Raw genomic sequence first — 17,778 nt, forward strand, 5'->3', positions numbered from 1 at the left:
AAGACATGGTCCGCCTTGTTTCCATAGGCTGTGGCTATCGCCGACGTAGGGTGGTCGCATGCAGTTGCAGCAGCTCCAGTACTTCGTCGCGGTCGCCGAGACCCGGCACTTCACCCGGGCCGCCGAGACGGTCCACGTGGCGCAGCCGTCGCTGTCGCAGCAGATCAAGGCCTTGGAGCGGGAGCTGGGCGCGGATCTGTTCCAGCGCGCGCGGGGCAACATCACGCTCACCGACGCCGGGGAGGCCCTGCTGCCGCTGGCCCGGCGCATCCTCGCCGACGCCGACACCGCCCGGCACGAGGTGCTGGAACTGGCGCAACTGCGGCGCGGGCGGGTGCGGCTGGGCGCCACGCCGAGTCTGTGCACCGGGCTGCTGCCGGACGTGCTGCGCGCCTTCCACGACCGGTATCCCGGCGTCCGGCTCATGATCGAGGAGGGCGGCTCGCACGACCTGGTGCGGGAGCTGGCGCGGGGCGCGCTGGACCTGGCGCTGGTGGTGCTTCCGCTGCCCACCGCGTCACCGGCGCTGACGACGGTCGAGCTGCTGCGGGAGGACCTGGTGGTGGTGTCGTCCCCGGAGGCGCCCCGGCCGGGCGGCGGACGGCGCGCCGTACGCGTCGCCGACCTGGAGGGCGAGCGCCTCGTGATGTTCCGGCACGGCTACGACCTGCGGGAGCTGACGGTGGCGGCGTGCCGTGCGGAGGGCTTCGAGCCGGACTTCGCCGTGGAGGGCGGGGAGATGGACGCGGTGCTGGGGTTCGTGCGGGCGGGGCTGGGGATGGCGGTGGTGCCCCGGATGGTGGCGGCGCGCTCAGGGCGCGGTCTGCGGGTCACTCCGCTGGCTCGGCCGGGGCTGCACCGGACGATCGCGCTGGCGCACCGCAGTGATGTGGCTCCGCCTCGGGCGGCGCGGGAGTTGCAGCGGATGCTGTTGGAGCGGTGACTGTCCCTCTCGGCGCAGGCAGGGGCCGGTGGCGCCGCAGGGGTGGTTGTTCGCCCAGGTGCGGGTGATCCGTGGCTGCTCGCGCCCACGCGGCGAAGCCGCACAATGTCAAAGCCCCGCCCCCCTGACGGGCGCTCCCCCGGCGCCCGTGACAGGGCGCGGGGGAGACAGTCACGCCGTCGCGTCCACCAGCGCCAGTTCGTGCAGCCGCTCCGGTGGCCCCGGGCGGGCGTAGTACCAGCCCTGGGCCGTGTCGCAGCCGAGTATGCGCAGTTGTTCGGCCTGGGCGCCGGTCTCCACGCCCTCCACGGTGACCTTGAGGTCGAGGCTGTGGGCCAGGGCGACGATACCCTCGACGATCTTGAGGTCGACGGGGTCGGCCGGGAACCGCTGCATGCTCTGGGTGAAGGAGCGGTCCAGCTTGAGGACGCTCACCGGGAGCCGGCGCAGGTTGGCGAGGTTGGAGTAGCCGGTGCCGAAGTCGTCCAGGGCGATGTCCACCCCCAGCTCGGCCAGCCGGCGCAGCGGCTTCAGGAGGTCGTCGTCGGCGCCGATGAGGGCCGACTCCGTCACCTCCAGGCAGAGCGCGTCCGGGGTGACGCCGGCGCGCTCCAGGATGTCGACGGTGTCCTGGACCAGGCCGGGATGGGTGAGCTGGCAGGGCGAGAGGTTGACGTTGATGCGCAGCGGGCCGGCGGAGGTGATCGCGTCGTACCGCTCGCGCCAGTCGCGGGCCTGCCGGACGGACTGCTCCAGGACCCAGCGGCCCAGCGGCACGATCAGCCCGGTGTGCTCGGCGAGCGGGATGAAGCGGTCCGGGCCGAGGACGCCGTGCTGCGGGTGCAGCCAGCGCACCAGTGCCTCGGCCCCGTGCACGCTGCCGTCGCCGAGGTGGACCAGCGGCTGGTACTCGATGAAGAACTCGCCGCGCTCCAGGGCCGCGGGCAGCGCGGTCGTCAGACCGTGCCGGGTGATGACCCGGGCGTCGGCCTCCGGGTCGGCCAGCTCGAAGCGGTTGCCGCCCGCCGACTTGGCCCGGTACATGGTGATGTCGGCGCTGCGCAGCACCTCGGCCGGGCTGCGCTCGCCCGCCGGGCCCTCGACGACGCCGATGCTGCCGCGCACGGTCAGTTCGCGGCCGTCGACGCTGATCGGGGCGAGCAGCGCGTTCATGATGCGCCCGGCGAGCTCGTCGACCTCATGCGGGGTGTCGGGGCCGGTGGTCAGCGCCACGAACTCGTCGCCGCCGAGCCGGGCGACCATTTCGCCGGGCGCGGTGGCACAGGCCTGCAAGCGGTCGGCCACCTCGACGAGGAGGCGGTCGCCCGCCGCGTGGCCGAGGCTGTCGTTGACGGTCTTGAAGCCGTCGAGGTCGAGGTAGCACAGGCCGAAGCGCTGGCCGGGGCCCGCGTTCAGGGCCTTCTCCAGGCGTTCGAAGAAGAAGCTGCGGTTGGGCAGGCCGGTCAGCGCGTCGTGCGTGGCCTCGTAGCGCAGCCGGAGGTTGAGCAGCCGGCGTTCGGTGGTGTCCTCCATCAGCGCGAGCTGGTACTGCGGGGTGCCGTCGGCGTCGCGCAGGAGGGAGACGGTGAGGTTGGTCCACAGGACGGTGCCGTCGGGCCGGTAGAACGCCTTCTCCACGTGGTAGTGCTCGCGCTCGCCGCGCACCAGCTCGTCGTAGAGCCGCCAGGTCTGGGGCGCGTCGTCGGGGTGCGACCACTCGCGGACCTTGCGGCCGCGCATCGTGCGGTCCGTGATGCCGAACATGCGCATCAGCGCCTCGTTGACCTGGAGGACGTTGCCGTCCAGGTCGGCGATGCCGATGCCTATGGCGGCGCCCTCGAAGACCGCGCGGAAGCGGGCCTCGCTGGCGTGCAGGGCCTCGGCGACCACGCCCTGGGCCTTCAGGGCCGCCTGCGCGATGGCCTCCTGTTCGGCCAGGGTCCTGGCCCGCAGTGCCCCGGCGAACCCGGCCGCCATCGCGTGCTGGAGCCGGGCCGAACGGGCCCGCAGGTCCTCGGGGTCGCCGTCCTCGCCGCAGTAGAGCACCAGGTAGGCGTCCACGCAGTCCAGGGTCCGGGTGAGCGCCTCGGGGTCGGTGCAGTGCGCGTCGACGAGCGCCGCGCCGACCGCCCTGGCCTCGTCGGCGTCGAAGCTCCGGGCCCGCAGCACCCCGCACAGCCTGCGGGCCAGCGGCAGCAGCTGTTCCTCGAACTCGGGCCGGGTCGACGACGTCGAGGTCACCGGGAAGACCGCCCGGCTCCAGATGGTCGCGAACCGGCGCAGTCTGTCCTCCGGCCCGCCCGGCTGTGCCGTCACGCCGTACGCCCCACGCCGGCGAGCCCGGAGAAGGCGTACGGGTCCTCGTCCTCCGGTGCGCCCTCCGGCCGCCAGCGCGGCATCGGCACCAGTCCGGGTTCCACCATGTCGTACCCCTCGAAGAACCGCGCGATCTCGTCGCGCGAGCGCATGATCAGCGGATTGCGGATGTCCTTGTACACGTCCACCGCACCCTCGGCCCGCTCCGCGGGCAGCGGGATGCCCTCGTACGAGGCATGCGTGAGGACGAGCATGCTGCCCGGCGCGAGCGCGCCGCTCAACTCGGCCACCGCGCCGTAGGGGTCGTCCGCGTCTTCCACGAAGTGCAGTATGGCAACCAGCAGCAGGGCCACCGGCCGATTCAGGTCGATCAGCCGCTCCACCTGAGGACTGGCGAGGATCTCCCGCGGCTTGAGGAGGTCGGCGGCCACGACGCCCGCGTCGTCGTCGCCCGCCAGGACCGCCTCGCTGTGCGCGACCGCCACCGGATCGTGGTCGACGTAGACGACGCGGGAGCCGGGGCGGCTGCGCGCGGCCACCTCGTGGACGTTGCCGAAGGTGGGGATGCCGGAGCCGATGTCCAGGAACTGGTCGATGCCCTCCGCCGCCGCGAAGCGCACGGCGCGGCGCATGAACGCCCGGTTCGCCTGCATGATCTTGGGGAGTCCCGGCATGAACTCCATGGCCCTGCGGGCCGCTTCCCGGTCCACCTCGAAGTTGTGCGAACCGCCCAGGTAGAAGTCGTAGATCCGGGACACGCTGGGCACCGTGATGTCGATGCTGCGGGGGGCCCAGGCGGGACGCTCCATCTAGCACTCCAAGGCATAGGCGATCCGGTGTTCGAGCAGAGGCTACTGATCGCCCGCCAAACGGGCGAGCCCAACCGGAAATTGACCGTCCGTTCCCGGTCACTGCCCGCGGCACGTGCCACGCGACAAGGCAGGCCGAAGCACGCGAACGGGGCCGTCCCCTCCGCCTGGGTGCGGAGGGGACGGCCCTCGGGTCGCGCGCCAGTGGTGGCGGGCGGGAGGCCGCTACTTCTTCGGCGCGCCGACCGGCTTTCCGTCGGGCGAGACGGCGTACCAGGTGCCGCCGACGCCCTGGCCGTTGGTGTCGCCGGGCTTCTTGTCACCGGCGAAGGTGTAGATCGGCCAGCAGTCGACCGTCTGCTGCTCGGCCCCGTCGGGCCGGGTGAAGGTCATCAGGTCCTTCTTCACGACGCCCTCGGTGTCGTTCGGTTCCACGGGCGCCACGATCGGCCACTTCTCCAGGCACTCGCCGGTGCACGCCGACACGGGCTTCGGCCACGCCTCGTCCTTCATGAAGCGGTAGACGGTCATCCCGTTCCCGTCGACGACGATCTCGCCGAGCTTCGGGTCGTCGCGGGTGGACAGTCCGGGCGCGTCGTTGGCCTCGGCCTTCTTGCCGTCGGCGGCGAGCGCGTACCACTTGCCGCCCACCCCCTGGCCCTTGACGTCGCCCGCGGCGGTGTCCTTGGCGTAGCGGTAGGCCGGCCAGCCTCCGATGGTGAGCTGTTTGGTGCCGTCGGGCCGGGTGACCTCGCCGAGCAGCTTCTCGTCGATGCCCTCGCCGGCCAGCACGTCGTCGGCGGCCACGGGCGGCCAGGCGGTGGCGCAGTCGTTCTCGCAGGTCGTCTTGGGCGGCTCGGCGGTGTCCGCGTCGAAGCGGTAGAGGGTGCGGCCGGCTCCGTCGGTCACCAGTTCGCCGATCTCGGCGTTCGTGGAGACCGACAGCTTGCCCGCGGGCTGCGGCGCGTTCGCCGACGCCCGCCCGTTCGCGCCGGTGCCGCTGCCGAGTCCCTCGCCGGCCCCGGTCCCGATGTCGCCGACGTCCCCGGGCGCGGCCGTGGCGCCCACGTTCTGGCTGCCGGTGGCGCCGCCGCCGTCCTGGCCGCACGCCGTCGTCAGCGCCAGCACCACCGCAGCGCCCGCCACGAGTGAGGCGCTCCGCCAGGAGGTCTTCATCGATAATCCCCGATCGTCACGAAGGTTCCGGGACGGCTGGGCGCCGCCGCACGACACTGGGTACGCACGCGGACGCCGGTCGTGTTCAATCGGGACGCGGTCTTCTTTCCCGCCCGGCACGGTGCCGACGCCGTCGTACACGGGTACGGACCGGGGCGCGCGCAGAGCCGCGCTGGTCAAACCGCCGACGGCCCCGCTTACCCCCTTCGGGTCAATCGTCCGGTAATCGGGACTGTCCCGGCTCGCGCGGGCCTCATGATCTGCTCGTGCATGGACCCGAACCGACCCGATCCGCCTGTGCCGGACGGGTGTTGGCCCTGGTGACGCTGACGTTCACGCTCGTCGGCGCACCGGTCGGCCCGGCGCGGGCGGACGCCTGCGCGTACGCCTCGACGGGACCGGGCGGCATCGACGCCGTGGCGGTCGCCGGGAGCGGCACCTGGCCCACCTTCCCGGCGTGCCCCGAGCCCTCTCCGACACCTCCGCCCGCCCCGCCGCCGACGCCCGCGCCACCACCGCCGACGCCCGCTCCCCCGCCACCGCCCGAGCCGGAGCCCGAACCGGAACCGCCGGCGCCGCCCGCACCGAGACCCGAGCCGCCGCCTCCCGCGCCGCCCCCGCGACCGGCACCGGAGCGGCCCGCGCCGACCCCGCCCCCGGCCCCTCCGCCGGCGTCCACCCCCGCACCGGACCGGCCGGCGCCCCCCGCGCCCTCCCCGTCCGTCACGCCCACGCCCCGGCCGTCGCTGAGTCCGGTGCACTACCCGCGCTACCGCGCCGCCCGTCCGCAGCAGCGGTCCTCGCGCGGGGCCACCTCGCCGCTCGTCTTCGTCCTGCTCATCACGGTGCCCGCGGTGGTCGCCGTCGCCGCGCTCCGTGCGCGCTGATCCCCTGGAGCCTGTCTTGCCGGAATGGCTTGTTCTCACCCTCGCGATGGTGGCCGCCGGTGTCGTGGTGGTCATCATCACCTTCGTGCGGCACCGCCGGGCGTCCGACGACGAGGACATCACCGAGACCCCGGACGTCATCGAGTACATGACGATGTGGATCGGTGTGGTGTACGCCATCGTCCTGGGTCTGGCCATCGCGGGTGTCTGGGAGGCGCGCAGCGCCGCCCAGGACCACGTCCAGGCGGAGGCGGTCGCGCTGCACGAGATCTCGGAACGCGTCCGCGTCTACCCGCCCGACGTCCGTGACCGCATCCGGGAGGATGTCAACGCCTATGTCGGACACGTCGTCACCACCGAGTGGAAGGTGATGGCCGACCGGGGCGAGGTGACCGAGCGCGGCACCGAGCTCCTCGACCGCGTCCGGGCGGACGTCACGGACTACGAACCGAGGACGGACTTCGAGGCCCAGGCGTACCAGCCGCTCGTCGACCAGGTGACCGCCGCGGACCAGGCCCGCATCGCCCGCGCGGAGTCGACCGGTGCGACGATGCCGGGCGTGGTGTGGTTCGGCCTCATCACGGGCGGTGTCGTCACGGTCGGAATGGTCTTCGCCCTGCAGATCCGGCGCACGGCCCGTGAACTGATCCTGGCCGGGCTGTTCTCGGCGCTGATCGCCTTCCTGCTCTTCCTCATCTGGGACTTCGACGCACCGTTCAGCCGCGGTGTGGCGGCGTCGACGGACCCGTTCCTGAACCTCTTCCCCGGAGCACGGGACTGAGGTTCCCCGCCCCAGGGGGCGCCCGACACGCCGTCGGCGTCCCCTGAGCGGCCCACACGGCTGCCCCATTCGCGCGACTGCGATCGCGGCGGACCCTCCGGGTTCCTAGCGTTTCGGACATCGAGGTGCATCACTGGCGCGAGCGGAACAGGTCCGCCCGCTGCTCCTCGGGGACCCGGAGGATTCACATGCGCGCGATACCCGCCGCCTCGGTCGCACTGCTGGGCGTCGCCGCCCTCTCCGCCTGTGTACCCGCCCACGGTTCGACTTTCGGCTTCACCCTCAGCCCCGCCACCGTCGCGCCCGGCGGAGAGGTGACGCTGGGGGCGGGCCGCGGGGCAGGCGGCTGCAAGGGCCGCGTCACCGTCTCGTCGGCGGTGTTCGACACGGTCACCATCCCGCGGCACGAGCATTCGGCGACGGCGGAGGTCGACCGGGACGCCAGACGCGGGGCCGTCTACGAGGTCAAGTTCACCTGCGACGGCAGGACCGAGGCCCTGGACCTGACCATCGCGGGCCACCCCGGCCACCCCACGCACCAGCCCCGCCACCCCGACAAGGGCGTCCACGCCGGCGAGGGCGGCAGCGTCGCCGGATTCGACGTGAAGGAGATCGGGCTCGGCGCCCTGCTCGTCGCGGGCTCGGTCGGCGCGGCGTACCACCTCTCGCGCCGCCGCTCCGGCGAGGACGCGGCCTGAGCCTCCACCGGCAGGAGTTCGCCCCGGACCCGCGAAGGGCCCGGGGCGAACTCCCGTGTCGGTCAGAAGCGGCGCTCGGCGCGGCGGCGCATCCAGAACAGGCCGCCTCCGGCGAGGGCCGCGGCGACGAGCCCGCCGCCGATCGCGATGTCGGTCGGGGTGGCCCCGCTGGTGCTGCTGCCGCCGATGCCGCCGCGGACACCGCCGATGACGGTGAAGGCGGCCGGACGCGTCAGGCGCCGGCCCGAGCAGTTGACGGTGATGTCGTACGAGCCCGGGCGGGCGTCCTCCTTGATGGTGGCGGTGCCCTTGGACGTCTCGTTGGCGCCCTTGACCGGGGTCAGGTGGGTCGTCCGGAAGGCGTCCGAGGTCATCGTGCCGCCCTGGGGGCAGCCGTCGACCGTGACGGTCATCTGGCCGCCGCGTGCGATCACACTGGGCAGGGCGACGATGTTGCTCGGCTGGTTGTGGTCGCCGCCCGCGGTGGCCGTGGGGGCGGCCAGCCCGAGGACAGCGACCGCGGCGCCGGCGGCCGCGAGGGCACGAGTGTTGCGCATGTGATCCTCCGCGAAAGACGCCCCGGGACCCGTCCCCGGTCGATCGGCGAGAAAGCGTCTCCCAGAAAGACCCTCAGTTGCCCTGCCCGGGGCCGCATTTCGGGAATGGTCCGTCCTGGTGAGGGGCCTACCGGGCCGGAACCGCGCGATCCGGTATCGCCGCAGGTCACGGACCGTCAGGCGATTCCGTTCGGCCGCATCCCGGATGGCTCACGGGCGGACGGTCCCGCCACCCGTTCGCCACCGCCCCGTCGCCGGTCGCCCGCGCGGCGCTTAGCGTGCCCGTATGCGCGAACGACACGGCGACGGCCGGGTCGAGAGGGGAAGGCCAATGGACGCGTCCGAGTGGGCCGAAGAGGAGGAGCGGCGCAGGAAGCGCGCTCCCTGGGGCGTGATAGCGCTGGTGCTGCTGACCGGGCTCGCGCTCATCCGGAACGGTTCGGGCGAGTTCGACCAGGGCCCCCCGCAGCCGGCGTCGGCCGCCGCCTCGGACACCCGCGCCGCGGACGGTGGCGCGGCCGCCACGGGACTCGCCCCGCTGCCGTACTCGGTGCCCGACCGGGTCGGCATCCCCGCCATCCAGGTCGACGCCCCCGTCATGCCGGTCGGCCTCGACGCCGAGGGCTGGGTCGACGCGCCGCCCCCCGAGGACCCGAACCTGGCCGGCTGGTTCACCGGCGCGGTCACCCCGGGCGAGAAGGGCACGGCGGTCGTGGTCGGCCACGTCGACAACCAGCAGGGTCCCGCCGTCTTCTACGGACTCGGCGCCCTCAAGAAGGGGAACAAGGTCGAGGTGCACCGCCAGGACGGGAAGACGGCGGTCTTCGAGATCTACGGCATCGAGGTGTTCGCGAAGGACGACTTCCCCGGCGACCGGGTGTACGCGTCCAAGGGAAGCCCCGAACTGCGGGTCATCACCTGCGGCGGGGGCTTCTCCAAGCAGAACGGTTACGAGGGGAACGTCGTCGCCTTCGCCCGCATGACCGAGGTCCGCTGAGCGGGCCCCGGTCCTCGGGCGCGGCGGGCGTCAGACGAACCGGCGGCGGGGCACGGTGAGGTGGTAGCCGGAGTCCAGCAGCTCGGGAAGGTACCTGCGCAGGGCCCGGACGCTCTGCGAACGGTCGCCCCCGGCGTCGTGCGAGAGCACCACGACGCCGGGGGCGGCGCCGTCCTCGACCCGCTCGACGATGGTGCCGGTGCCGGGGGTGGTCCAGTCGAGGGTGTCCACGGTCCAGGCGAGCGGTTCCATGCCCAGCTCCGCGCCGAGCTGGAAGGCGGCGCGGTTCCACGCCCCGTAGGGGGCCCGGAACCAGCGGGGCGGCTCCCCGTAGGCCTGCTCGACGACCTCGCTCGTGCGCTCCATCTCGGAGCGGATGCGGCGCCGGTTCAGCCGGGTCAGCAGCGGGTGGGACCAGGTGTGGTTGCCGACGACGTGTCCCTCGTCGGCCATCCGGGACAGCAGGTCCCGGTTGTGTTCGGCCATCTCCCCGCAGACGAAGAACGTCGCGCGTACGTCGTACTCGGCCAGCGTGTCCAGGATGTCCGGGGTGTACCGGGGGTCGGGACCGTCGTCGAAGGTGAGCATCATGATCCGGCCCCGGCCCGACACCCGCAGGATCGGCTCGCTGCGCACCGGGGGCCGCCGGGGCGCGTCCCCGGGCGCGCCGTATCCGGTCAGGGGCTGGAGGCGGTAGGCGGACGGCTTGAGCGGGCGGCGCGCCGCGGGGCCCGGGGCGGGCGCGGCCGGCGGGGCCGATCCGCCCCCCGGGCCCACCGCCAGCACGCCGGCGGTACCGGCCGCCCCGACGGCCGCGGCACCGGCCAGCAGTGCGCGGCGCCGGGTGAGCAACTGATCCTTCTGCATGACTCATCAGTCGCCCGGCAGAGGTCCGGCGCACCTGAGAAACACCGGGGCGGCGGCACGGAACCACCCGCACGGAGCAGGGCCGGGAGCCACTCCGATAGCCTCACCGCGTGACGGAACAGCACGCCCGGCAGTTCGAGCGGGGCACGGACGGGCCCAAGGTCGTCGTCGGGGTGGACGGCTCCGACTCCTCGCTGCGGGCGGCGGCCTACGCCGGCGGTCTGGCCCGGCGGCAGCGCGCGCTGCTCGCCGTGGTGTACGTGCAGCCGGTGGTGGCGGCGGGCGCGGTGCTCGGGGCCCCGGTGGCGGAGACGACCGACGAGATCGCCGAGGGCCTGGTGGCGCACATCCGGGAGGCGACCGAGCGGGCCAAGGGGATATTCGACGTGCGCTGGGAGTTCCACACCTTCCGCGGTGATCCGTACAACGGTCTGGTGAAGGCGGCCGACGAGCTCAAGGCCGACGCCGTCGTCGTCGGCGCGTCCGAGCAGGCCGGGCACCGGATCGTGGGGTCGGTCGCGGTGCGGCTGGTGAAGGCGGGGCGCTGGCCGGTGACCGTGGTGCCGTAGCACCGGTCGTCGTGGCGTGTGCGTCGTGGCTTCCGTCGCGGGCGTGTGTGAGTCATCATGATCCACCGTCAGCCGTTTGCCGTTCACAAAGAGGTGAGGCGCATGGCCGGGTTCCGTACGGGCGAAGGCGTTCTCCGTCGCAAACCCATCGAGCAGATCGAGGACACGGAGGGCGGCGAGGGCGCCGGCCTGCAGCGGACGCTGGGGCTGTGGCAGCTGACGGCGATCGGTGTGGGCGGCATCATCGGGGCGGGGATCTTCACCCTGGCCGGCACGGTGGCCAACGGCACGGCGGGCCCGGCGGTCCTCGTCTCCTTCCTCATCGCGGGCGTCGCGAGCGCGGCGGCGGCCCTGTCGTACGCCGAGTTCGCCGGCATGATCCCGAAGGCGGGCTCCGCCTACACCTACGGGTACGCGGTCCTCGGCGAGCTGGCGGGCTGGTTCATCGGCTGGGACCTGCTGCTGGAGTACACGGCGATCGTGGCGGTGGTCGCGATCGGGATCTCCGGCTACTTCAGCTTCCTGGTCGGGGAGATGGGCGCCGACATCCCGAACTGGATGCTGGGCGCGCCCGGTACCGGCGACGGCCACCGGGTCGACCTGTTCGCCGCGCTGCTGTGCCTGCTCATCGCGTACCTGCTGAACCTGGGCATCAAGAACGCGGCCCGGTTCGAGATGGTCGTGGTGGTCCTGAAGGTGCTGGTGGTGCTCCTGGTGATCGCGGTCGGCGTCTTCCACATCGACACCTCGAACTACAACCCGTTCTTCCCGTACGGGGTCGGCGGGGCGTTCACCGGTGCGGCGACGGTGTTCTTCGCGGTCTTCGGCTACGACGCCATGTCGACGGCGGCCGAGGAGTCCAAGGACGCCCAGCGGCACATGCCGAAGGCGATCATCTACTCGCTGGTCATCTCGATGGTGCTGTACGTGGCGGCCTGTCTGGTGCTGACCGGCATGCAGAACTACACGGACATCGACCCGGAGAGCGGCTTCTCGACGGCCTTCAAGTCGGTGGGGCTGAGCGGCCTGGCCGACGTCATCGCGGTGGGTGCGATCATCGGCATCCTGACCGTGATGTTCACGTTCATGCTGGGCGTGACCCGAGTGTGGTTCTCCATGTCGCGCGACGGACTGCTGCCCAAGTGGTTCGCCAAGACGCACCCGACGCGCCACGTGCCGACCCGGGTGACCTGGATCGTCGGTGTCGCGTCGGCGCTGATCGCCGGGTTCCTGCCGATCGGCGAGGCGGCCGAGCTGACCAACATCGGCATCCTGCTCGCCTTCGTGGTCGTGTGCGCGGCGGTGATCGTGCTGCGCTACCGGCAGCCGGACCTGCCGCGCACGTTCCGTACGCCGTTCATGCCGTTCGTGCCGGCACTGGGCATCGTCTTCTCGATCTGGCTGATCACGTTCCTGCAGTGGCAGACGTGGGCGCGGTTCGCCGTGTGGTTCGCGCTCGGCCTGGTGATCTACTTCGGGTACTCGTACCGGAAGTCGGAGCTGGCACGGCGGGGTTAGAGGCCGGCCAGGAAGCCGGAGACGATCTCGTTGTAGGTTTCCGGCCGTTCCATGTTGGGGTAGTGGGCCGTGCCCTCGACGACGACGGAACGGCCGTCCGGGACCGTGCGGGCGAGCCGTTCCGCCTCGGCGATCAGGTCGGGCGCGTCCAGGGCGCCGTTGACCGTGAGGACCGGTACGTCGATCTTCGGGACGCGGGACCAGGTGCCGGTCATCGGCACGTGGTGGTTCTCCTCGTCCGGGGTGTGCTTGGCGAGGGTGCCGAGGGCCATCTCCCGCAGCCGGGTCAGGACGGCGGGGTCGATGTCGTCGAGGGTGCGGTGCTCGCCGGGCACGAAGCGCAGGAACGCGGCGAGCCAGCCCTCGACGTCACCCGCGCCCAGGGCGCGGGCCTGGTCGGCCTGCACCCGCCGCACCCACGGGTCGGTGTACTCGAACTCGCTGGTGGCCGCGCCCGAGACCACCACCGCGCGCACCAGCTCCGGGTACTCCAGCACCGTGTCGGTGGCGATGGCCCCGCCCATGGAGACACCGACGAGCACCGCGGGCCCGGCGTCGAGGTGGCGCAGCAGGGCGGCGAGGTCGTCGGCCCAGCGGAACGGCCGGGTGGCGTTGGCCGAGGCGCCGTGACCGCGGACGTCCGGCGCGATCACCCGGTGTCCGGCGGCCAGGGCCGGGATCTGGGCGTCGAAGACCCGGTGGTCGACGAAGCCCGAGTGCAGCAGGACGACCGGGTCGCCGGTCCCGGTGTCGCGGTAGGCGAGGTCACCGTCCGAGGAGGCGAAGAAGCGCATGTCCGAAGCAGCCATCATGACAACCAAGGTGTCATTCTGCGTCCGTTCTGGCAACCCAGGTGTCATCATGGCGGGGTGAAGGACACCGACACGCCCCTCCCGCCGGACGCGCTGGCCCAGCGGCTCACCGAGGTCTACGACCTGGTCGGCCCCCTCTACCGGCGCGCACAGCGCAGCGTCGAGCAGGGCCTGGCCGCCCACGGCCTGTCCGTCGGCGTGCGCGCCGTGCTGACGCTCCTGCACCGCAACGGGCCGATGACCGTGCCGCAGATGGGCCGGGCCCAGGCGATCAGCCGGCAGTTCGTGCAGCGCATGGTCAACGAGGCGGCGGCGCAGGACCTGGTCGAGAGCGTCCCGAACCCGGCGCACCGGCGGTCGTCGCTGATCCGGCTGACCGGACCGGGCCAGGACGCCGTCACCGCCGTACTGGACCGGGAGCACCGGCTGTTGCGCGACGTCGGCGGCGGGCTCACCGACACCGACGTCATCGCCTGCCTGCGGGTACTCGGGGCGATGCTGACGGCCCTCGACCAGGTGGACGACGCCTGACCTCCGCGCTACTCCCCCATCACCAGCCCGTCCTCGGCCGCGCCCCGGCTGAGCACGACGTCGCGAATGCGGTCGCGCACGGCCTTCACCTCGGCGCCCTTGTCCAGCGCGCGGTTGAGGTTCACCACCCGGCCGGCGTCGACGTCGAACAACTGCGGGACGAACTCGGCCTTCGTCACCCTCCAGCGCTCGCCGGGCCGGGCGGGCGGGGCGAAGGTGAAGCGGCCGATGGACGACTGGTTGCCGCGCGGGTCGCGTTCGCCGTCACCGTTGATCATCTCGCCCGCGATCTGGTCGCCCATTCCGTAGACCACCCAGGTGCCGTTGACCTTCTCGTACGCCTGGGGCACATGGGCGTGGGTGCCGAGGATCAGGTCGATGGCGGGACGGTCGCCGGTACGGGCGGCGGTCAGGCTCCGGGCCAGCGCCAGCTGGTCCCGGTCGGGCTCGTCCTGCCATTCGGTCCCCCAGTGCAGGGACACGACGACGACGTCCGCGCCGGCCTCCCGGGCGGCCCGGGAGTCCGCGACGATCTGCTCCTCGTCGATCATGTCCACCGCCCAGGGCTGCCCGTCGGGCAGCGGGTGGCCGTTGGTGTGGAGGGTGTAGGCGAGGTGGGCGACCTCGGCCCGGCCCGCGCGCAGGACCGTCGTAGTGCGCGCCTCGGCCTCGGAGCGCGCCGTGCCGGCGTGCCGCACGCCGGCACGGTCGAGGGCGTCCAGGGTGCGGCGGATGCCGTCGGCGCCGTCGTCGACGCTGTGGTTGGAGGCGGTGGAGCAGCCGTCGTAGCCGGTGGCGGCCAGCGCCTTGGCCACCTCCGGCGGGGACTTGAACAGGGGATAACCGCTGTAGTCGCCGTTCGCGCCGTACACGGTCTCCATGTGGCACATGGCCAGGTCGGCGCCGGAGACCACGGGGCGGGCCCCGGCCAGCATGGGGCGGAAGTCGTAGCCCGTGCCGCCCGCGTCGAAGCGCGCTCGGTCGATGATCGAGTCGTGCGGCAGCACGTCGCCGGAGGCGACCAGGGTGAAGGCTCCGTTGTCCGCGGCGGACGGGGCCGGGGCCGGTGGCTTCGGCGGTTCGTGGTCGCGGGCCTGGCAGGCCGCGCCCGCGGTGAGGAGGGCGGTCAGGGCCAGGGCCACCTGCCGACTGCGTGTGATCATCCGTTCACTCCGCTGGGGTCGCACACACCGAGGAAAAGTCACATTTACCTACAAACAGGTAATGGGTCCTCTGTGGCCCCGGACGGCTCCGACACGCTCATTAGCCCGTCCGGCGTGCGCGAACGGGGTGCGCCGACCGTTCGTCGAACCGTTCGTCGACGCGATCGACCGTCCGTCGCACATCCGTGCGCGCGCCCTGTCCCCCGACGGTCCCCTGCGGTGGCATACGGCCATGACGGCCGGAATCACCCTGATGGACAGGACCAGCGAGACGACCGCCGAGCACGAGCTCGCCGCACTGCAGCGCGAGCACGGCCGGCCGCTCTTCGCGCTGCTGCTGCGGCTCAGCGACGGGGACCGGCAACGCGCCGAGGACCTCGTGCAGGAGACCCTGGTGCGCGCCTGGCAGCACCCCGAGGCGCTGCGCGCCGATGACTTCGACTCCGTGCGGCCCTGGCTGCTCACCGTGGCCAGGCGCCTGGCGATCGACGCGCGCCGGGCCCGGCAGGCGCGCCCCGCCGAGGTCGGCGACGCCGTGCTGGAGAACGCGCGGGTCTGCGCCGATCACGCCGAACGGGCCGCCGCCGCCCTGGACGTGCGCGAGGCTGTGAAGACTCTCACCCCAGAGCACCGCGAAGTCCTGGTGCTGGTGTACTTCCAGGGGGCGAGTGTGGCGGAAGCCGCGGCAGCCCTGGGCATCCCGCCCGGTACCGTGAAGTCCCGCGCGTACTACGCGCTGCGCGCCCTGCGCAGGGTGCTACCGGGATACGCCGCCGACCTGCGGTGAAACCGACCGTATGGTCAAACCTCCGTAAAGCGCCTTGCCGTGGGCCCCGGTTGAGTAATCGGCTGTCCTCATCCGTGTTCCGGACGGGGGCCAACGACCCGGGTCGGGCGACGCGCACGCACCGGAGGAAGGCAGGAAAGGATGCTGCACAGAGGTCAAGAGAGCACGGACGGCACCGGTGGGGGCGAACTGACCGTCCCCATGGCGTGGTTGTACGCCGAGTACATCGCCGACGAGCTGCTGCGGACCGGCGACCTGATGCCGCCGACGTCCTTCGAGTTCCGCGCCGGACGCGACGCGCTGGCGCTGACCGTCTTCCTGTCGGACACCGAGGACGAGCTGAGCGGCATCCGGGTCATCACCCGGCTGGAGACCTGGCTGTCGCTGACCGCCTACGACCAGCCGTGGCAGGAGTGGGTGCGCCTGCGCCTCGCCGAGGTCACGGCCGACGCCGTCGCCGCCAGCCGGCACTCGCCCGACCTTGACATGGCCCGGGCCGCCTGGCGCTGGCTCGAGGAGACCGAACTGCTCGCCCCGGACCTCAACGCGGTGCCCGGCGGGGCGGTGACCGGCGAGGACGAGGGGCCCAAGGTGTGGACGCCGGCCTGGCAATTGGGGCTGCCGCTCGGCCACCTCGCCATCCACCTGTTCTAGGACGGTACGGCGCCCCCGCGTCATTCTTCACGGAGCGACCAATCCGCCGGCTCCGCCGCTCCGAACCCCTTGGTTGCGATTCCGTACGTGGCTTGAGTGATTCGGCTGTCCGGTGCGTACGGGTGGGAGCACGGAGTAACCCCACCCGCACCCAACGGCACGAGGATTCGGCATGAGGTCCCTGGAAAGCCATCGTGACGTCGGCGCCTACGCGCTCGGCGTGCTGGACGAGGCGGACGCGTTCCGCTTCGAGGACCACCTCATGGAATGCCCTCGGTGCGCGACGCAGGTGACCGAATTCGGTCCCGCCACCCGCCAGTTGATGCTGTACCGGCAGGCGACGCCCCGCTCCGTCCACCCCGTGCCCCGGCCCGGCCCGCGCCTGCTGGACCGGCTGCTGGCCGAGGTCGCCGCGCTCCGCCGGTCGGGCCGCAGGCGCGTGCTGTACGCCGTGGCCGCCGCGGTCGTGTGCGCCGTGGCCGGTCCCGGCGCCGTCCTCCACGCGGGCCAGGCGGACGCACCCGCGGTGCGGCTCACCGCGACCGACGAGCGGTCCGGGGTGTGGGCGCGGGTCTCGGCCGAGGACCGGGCGTGGGGCACCGGAGTGGAACTCACGGTCAAGGACGCGGCGGGCCCGCGGCCCTGCAGGCTGGTCGCCGTCGGCCGCGACGGCACCGAGCAGACGGTCACCAGCTGGATGGTCCCCGGGCACGACGCCCGGCCGAACACCATGCGCGGCGGAGCCGCCCTGCACCCCGACCAGATCGCCCGCTACGAGGTGCGGACCGCGGACGGGGAGCGCCTGGTGACGCTGCCCGCCGAGTGACACCGCGCCGGGTGGCCGTCACTTCAGCAGCCGGGACAGCCTCCGGTCGGCCAGCGGCTTGCCGCCGGTCTGGCAGGTCGGGCAGTACTGCAACGAGGAGTCGCTGAAGGAGACCTCGCGGACGGTGTCGCCGCACACCGGGCAGGGCTCGCCGGTGCGGCCGTGGACGCGCAGCCCGCTCTTCTTCTCCGACTTCAGGCGGCCCGCCGCGACGCCCCGGGAGCGCTCGACGGCCTCGGTGAGCGTGCCGCGCAGGGCCGCGTACAGCCGTGCGGTCTCCTCGTCGGTGAGCGAGGCGGCCAGTTTGAACGGGGACATCCTCGCCACGTGCAGGATCTCGTCGCTGTACGCGTTGCCCACGCCGGCGATCAGGCTCTGGTCGCGCAGGGCGCCCTTGAGCTGCCGCCGCTCCCCCTGGAGCAGGGCAGCGAAGCGCGCCTCGTCGAAGCCGTCGGCGAGCGGGTCGGGGCCGAGCCGGGCCACGCCCGGCACCTCCCGCGGGTCGGCCACGACGTACACCGCGAGCCGCTTCTGCGTGCCCGCCTCCGTCAGGTCGAAGCCGGCCCCCGTCTCCAGGGCGACGCGCAGGGCGAGCGGGCCCTTGCCGGGGCGGGGCAGGCCGCTGGGCAGACTGTCCTTCCAGTGCAGCCAGCCCGCGCGGGCCAGGTGGGTCACCAGGTGCGGGCCGTCGGCGGTCTCGACGTCGAGGAACTTGCCGTGGCGGTGCACGGCGGCCACCTGGTGGCCCTCCAGGGCGGTGAGCGGCGGGTCGTACGTCTTCAGGACGCTGATCGCCACCGGCAGCACCCGGACGATCTCGCGGCCGGTCAGCTGTTCGGTCAGGAAGTCCCTGAGCGCCTCGACCTCGGGCAGTTCTGGCATACGTC

At 72.7% G+C, this 17,778-nt stretch carries 19 protein-coding genes; 11 read left to right on the forward strand and 8 right to left on the reverse strand.

Annotated elements, in window-relative coordinates:
• Window positions 1-58: 58 nt before the first annotated feature.
• Complete coding sequence (locus ACFW47_RS23960) at window positions 59-943, forward strand: LysR family transcriptional regulator (RefSeq protein WP_386306978.1); 885 nt, start codon at window positions 59-61, stop codon at window positions 941-943.
• 171 nt (window positions 944-1,114) lie between these two features.
• Here the strand turns inward: ACFW47_RS23960 and rmdA are convergent, their stop codons facing one another.
• The 3 genes from rmdA to ACFW47_RS23975 form a co-directional block, all read right to left on the reverse strand.
• A complete protein-coding gene (rmdA, locus tag ACFW47_RS23965; protein ID WP_386277780.1) occupies window positions 1,115-3,259 on the reverse strand; it encodes a cyclic Di-GMP phosphodiesterase RmdA in 2,145 nt (714 codons plus the stop codon).
• Window positions 3,256-4,068 carry an SAM-dependent methyltransferase gene (locus ACFW47_RS23970; protein ID WP_386277782.1) on the reverse strand — a complete coding sequence of 271 codons (813 nt, stop codon included), beginning with the start codon at window positions 4,066-4,068 and terminating at the stop codon, window positions 3,256-3,258. Before ACFW47_RS23970 ends, rmdA begins: the two co-directional genes overlap by 4 nt.
• A gap of 225 nt (window positions 4,069-4,293) precedes the next feature.
• Window positions 4,294-5,244, reverse strand: coding sequence for an SCO0930 family lipoprotein (locus ACFW47_RS23975; protein ID WP_386277784.1), 951 nt, complete (start codon window positions 5,242-5,244; stop codon window positions 4,294-4,296).
• 320 nt (window positions 5,245-5,564) lie between these two features.
• Between ACFW47_RS23975 and ACFW47_RS23980 the strand changes: the two genes are divergently transcribed.
• From ACFW47_RS23980 to ACFW47_RS23990, 3 genes are all read left to right on the forward strand, one after another.
• A complete protein-coding gene (locus tag ACFW47_RS23980) occupies window positions 5,565-6,131 on the forward strand; it encodes a hypothetical protein (protein ID WP_386277786.1) in 567 nt (188 codons plus the stop codon).
• Window positions 6,132-6,147: 16 nt separating this feature from the next.
• Window positions 6,148-6,912 carry a DUF4239 domain-containing protein gene (locus ACFW47_RS23985; protein WP_386277788.1) on the forward strand — a complete coding sequence of 255 codons (765 nt, stop codon included), beginning with the start codon at window positions 6,148-6,150 and terminating at the stop codon, window positions 6,910-6,912.
• A 188-nt stretch (window positions 6,913-7,100) separates the two neighbouring features.
• Window positions 7,101-7,610, forward strand: a complete 510-nt coding sequence (locus tag ACFW47_RS23990) for a hypothetical protein (RefSeq protein ID WP_386306980.1) — start codon at window positions 7,101-7,103, stop codon at window positions 7,608-7,610.
• Window positions 7,611-7,672: 62 nt separating this feature from the next.
• Here the strand turns inward: ACFW47_RS23990 and ACFW47_RS23995 are convergent, their stop codons facing one another.
• Window positions 7,673-8,167 (reverse strand): hypothetical protein, encoded by a 495-nt coding sequence (locus ACFW47_RS23995; protein ID WP_386277792.1) that lies wholly within the window; start codon window positions 8,165-8,167, stop codon window positions 7,673-7,675.
• A gap of 331 nt (window positions 8,168-8,498) precedes the next feature.
• Here ACFW47_RS23995 and ACFW47_RS24000 point away from each other — a divergent pair, with 331 nt between their 5' ends.
• The gene (locus ACFW47_RS24000; protein WP_386277794.1) at window positions 8,499-9,164 is read left to right on the forward strand and encodes a class F sortase; all 666 of its coding nucleotides are present in this window, start codon (window positions 8,499-8,501) and stop codon (window positions 9,162-9,164) included.
• Window positions 9,165-9,194: 30 nt separating this feature from the next.
• Here the strand turns inward: ACFW47_RS24000 and ACFW47_RS24005 are convergent, their stop codons facing one another.
• Window positions 9,195-10,031: a polysaccharide deacetylase family protein gene (locus ACFW47_RS24005; RefSeq protein ID WP_386306982.1), complete on the reverse strand. Its 837-nt coding sequence runs from the start codon at window positions 10,029-10,031 to the stop codon at window positions 9,195-9,197.
• A 110-nt stretch (window positions 10,032-10,141) separates the two neighbouring features.
• On the opposite strand from ACFW47_RS24005, the gene ACFW47_RS24010 reads away from it, so the two are divergent.
• Complete coding sequence (locus ACFW47_RS24010) at window positions 10,142-10,600, forward strand: universal stress protein (protein ID WP_386306984.1); 459 nt, start codon at window positions 10,142-10,144, stop codon at window positions 10,598-10,600.
• A gap of 102 nt (window positions 10,601-10,702) precedes the next feature.
• Window positions 10,703-12,118 (forward strand): amino acid permease, encoded by a 1,416-nt coding sequence (locus ACFW47_RS24015; RefSeq protein ID WP_386277800.1) that lies wholly within the window; start codon window positions 10,703-10,705, stop codon window positions 12,116-12,118.
• Here ACFW47_RS24015 and ACFW47_RS24020 read toward each other — a convergent pair.
• Window positions 12,115-12,930, reverse strand: coding sequence for an alpha/beta fold hydrolase (locus ACFW47_RS24020; protein ID WP_386277802.1), 816 nt, complete (start codon window positions 12,928-12,930; stop codon window positions 12,115-12,117). The two genes, ACFW47_RS24015 and ACFW47_RS24020, sit on opposite strands and share 4 nt — an antisense overlap.
• Window positions 12,931-12,987: 57 nt before the next feature.
• Here ACFW47_RS24020 and ACFW47_RS24025 point away from each other — a divergent pair, with 57 nt between their 5' ends.
• Window positions 12,988-13,461 carry a MarR family winged helix-turn-helix transcriptional regulator gene (locus ACFW47_RS24025; protein ID WP_386277804.1) on the forward strand — a complete coding sequence of 158 codons (474 nt, stop codon included), beginning with the start codon at window positions 12,988-12,990 and terminating at the stop codon, window positions 13,459-13,461.
• A gap of 8 nt (window positions 13,462-13,469) precedes the next feature.
• Here ACFW47_RS24025 and ACFW47_RS24030 read toward each other — a convergent pair whose 3' ends face one another.
• Window positions 13,470-14,624 carry a CapA family protein gene (locus tag ACFW47_RS24030; protein WP_386306986.1) on the reverse strand — a complete coding sequence of 385 codons (1,155 nt, stop codon included), beginning with the start codon at window positions 14,622-14,624 and terminating at the stop codon, window positions 13,470-13,472.
• Between the two features lie 232 nt (window positions 14,625-14,856).
• Here ACFW47_RS24030 and ACFW47_RS24035 point away from each other — a divergent pair, with 232 nt between their 5' ends.
• The 3 genes from ACFW47_RS24035 (at window position 14,857) to ACFW47_RS24045 (ending at window position 16,891) form a co-directional block, all read left to right on the forward strand.
• The gene (locus ACFW47_RS24035; protein WP_073729034.1) at window positions 14,857-15,411 is read left to right on the forward strand and encodes a sigma-70 family RNA polymerase sigma factor; all 555 of its coding nucleotides are present in this window, start codon (window positions 14,857-14,859) and stop codon (window positions 15,409-15,411) included.
• A 141-nt stretch (window positions 15,412-15,552) separates the two neighbouring features.
• Entirely contained in the window at window positions 15,553-16,065 is a 513-nt protein-coding gene (locus ACFW47_RS24040) for a hypothetical protein (RefSeq protein WP_386306988.1), read from the forward strand.
• A 172-nt stretch (window positions 16,066-16,237) separates the two neighbouring features.
• Entirely contained in the window at window positions 16,238-16,891 is a 654-nt protein-coding gene (locus ACFW47_RS24045; protein WP_386306990.1) for an anti-sigma factor family protein, read from the forward strand.
• A gap of 18 nt (window positions 16,892-16,909) precedes the next feature.
• Here ACFW47_RS24045 and ACFW47_RS24050 read toward each other — a convergent pair whose 3' ends face one another.
• A complete protein-coding gene (locus ACFW47_RS24050; protein ID WP_386277813.1) occupies window positions 16,910-17,773 on the reverse strand; it encodes an Fpg/Nei family DNA glycosylase in 864 nt (287 codons plus the stop codon).
• Window positions 17,774-17,778: the final 5 nt, after the last annotated feature.

Source organism: Streptomyces sp. NPDC058796, from assembly GCF_042745235.1.
Taxonomy (GTDB): domain Bacteria; phylum Actinomycetota; class Actinomycetes; order Streptomycetales; family Streptomycetaceae; genus Streptomyces.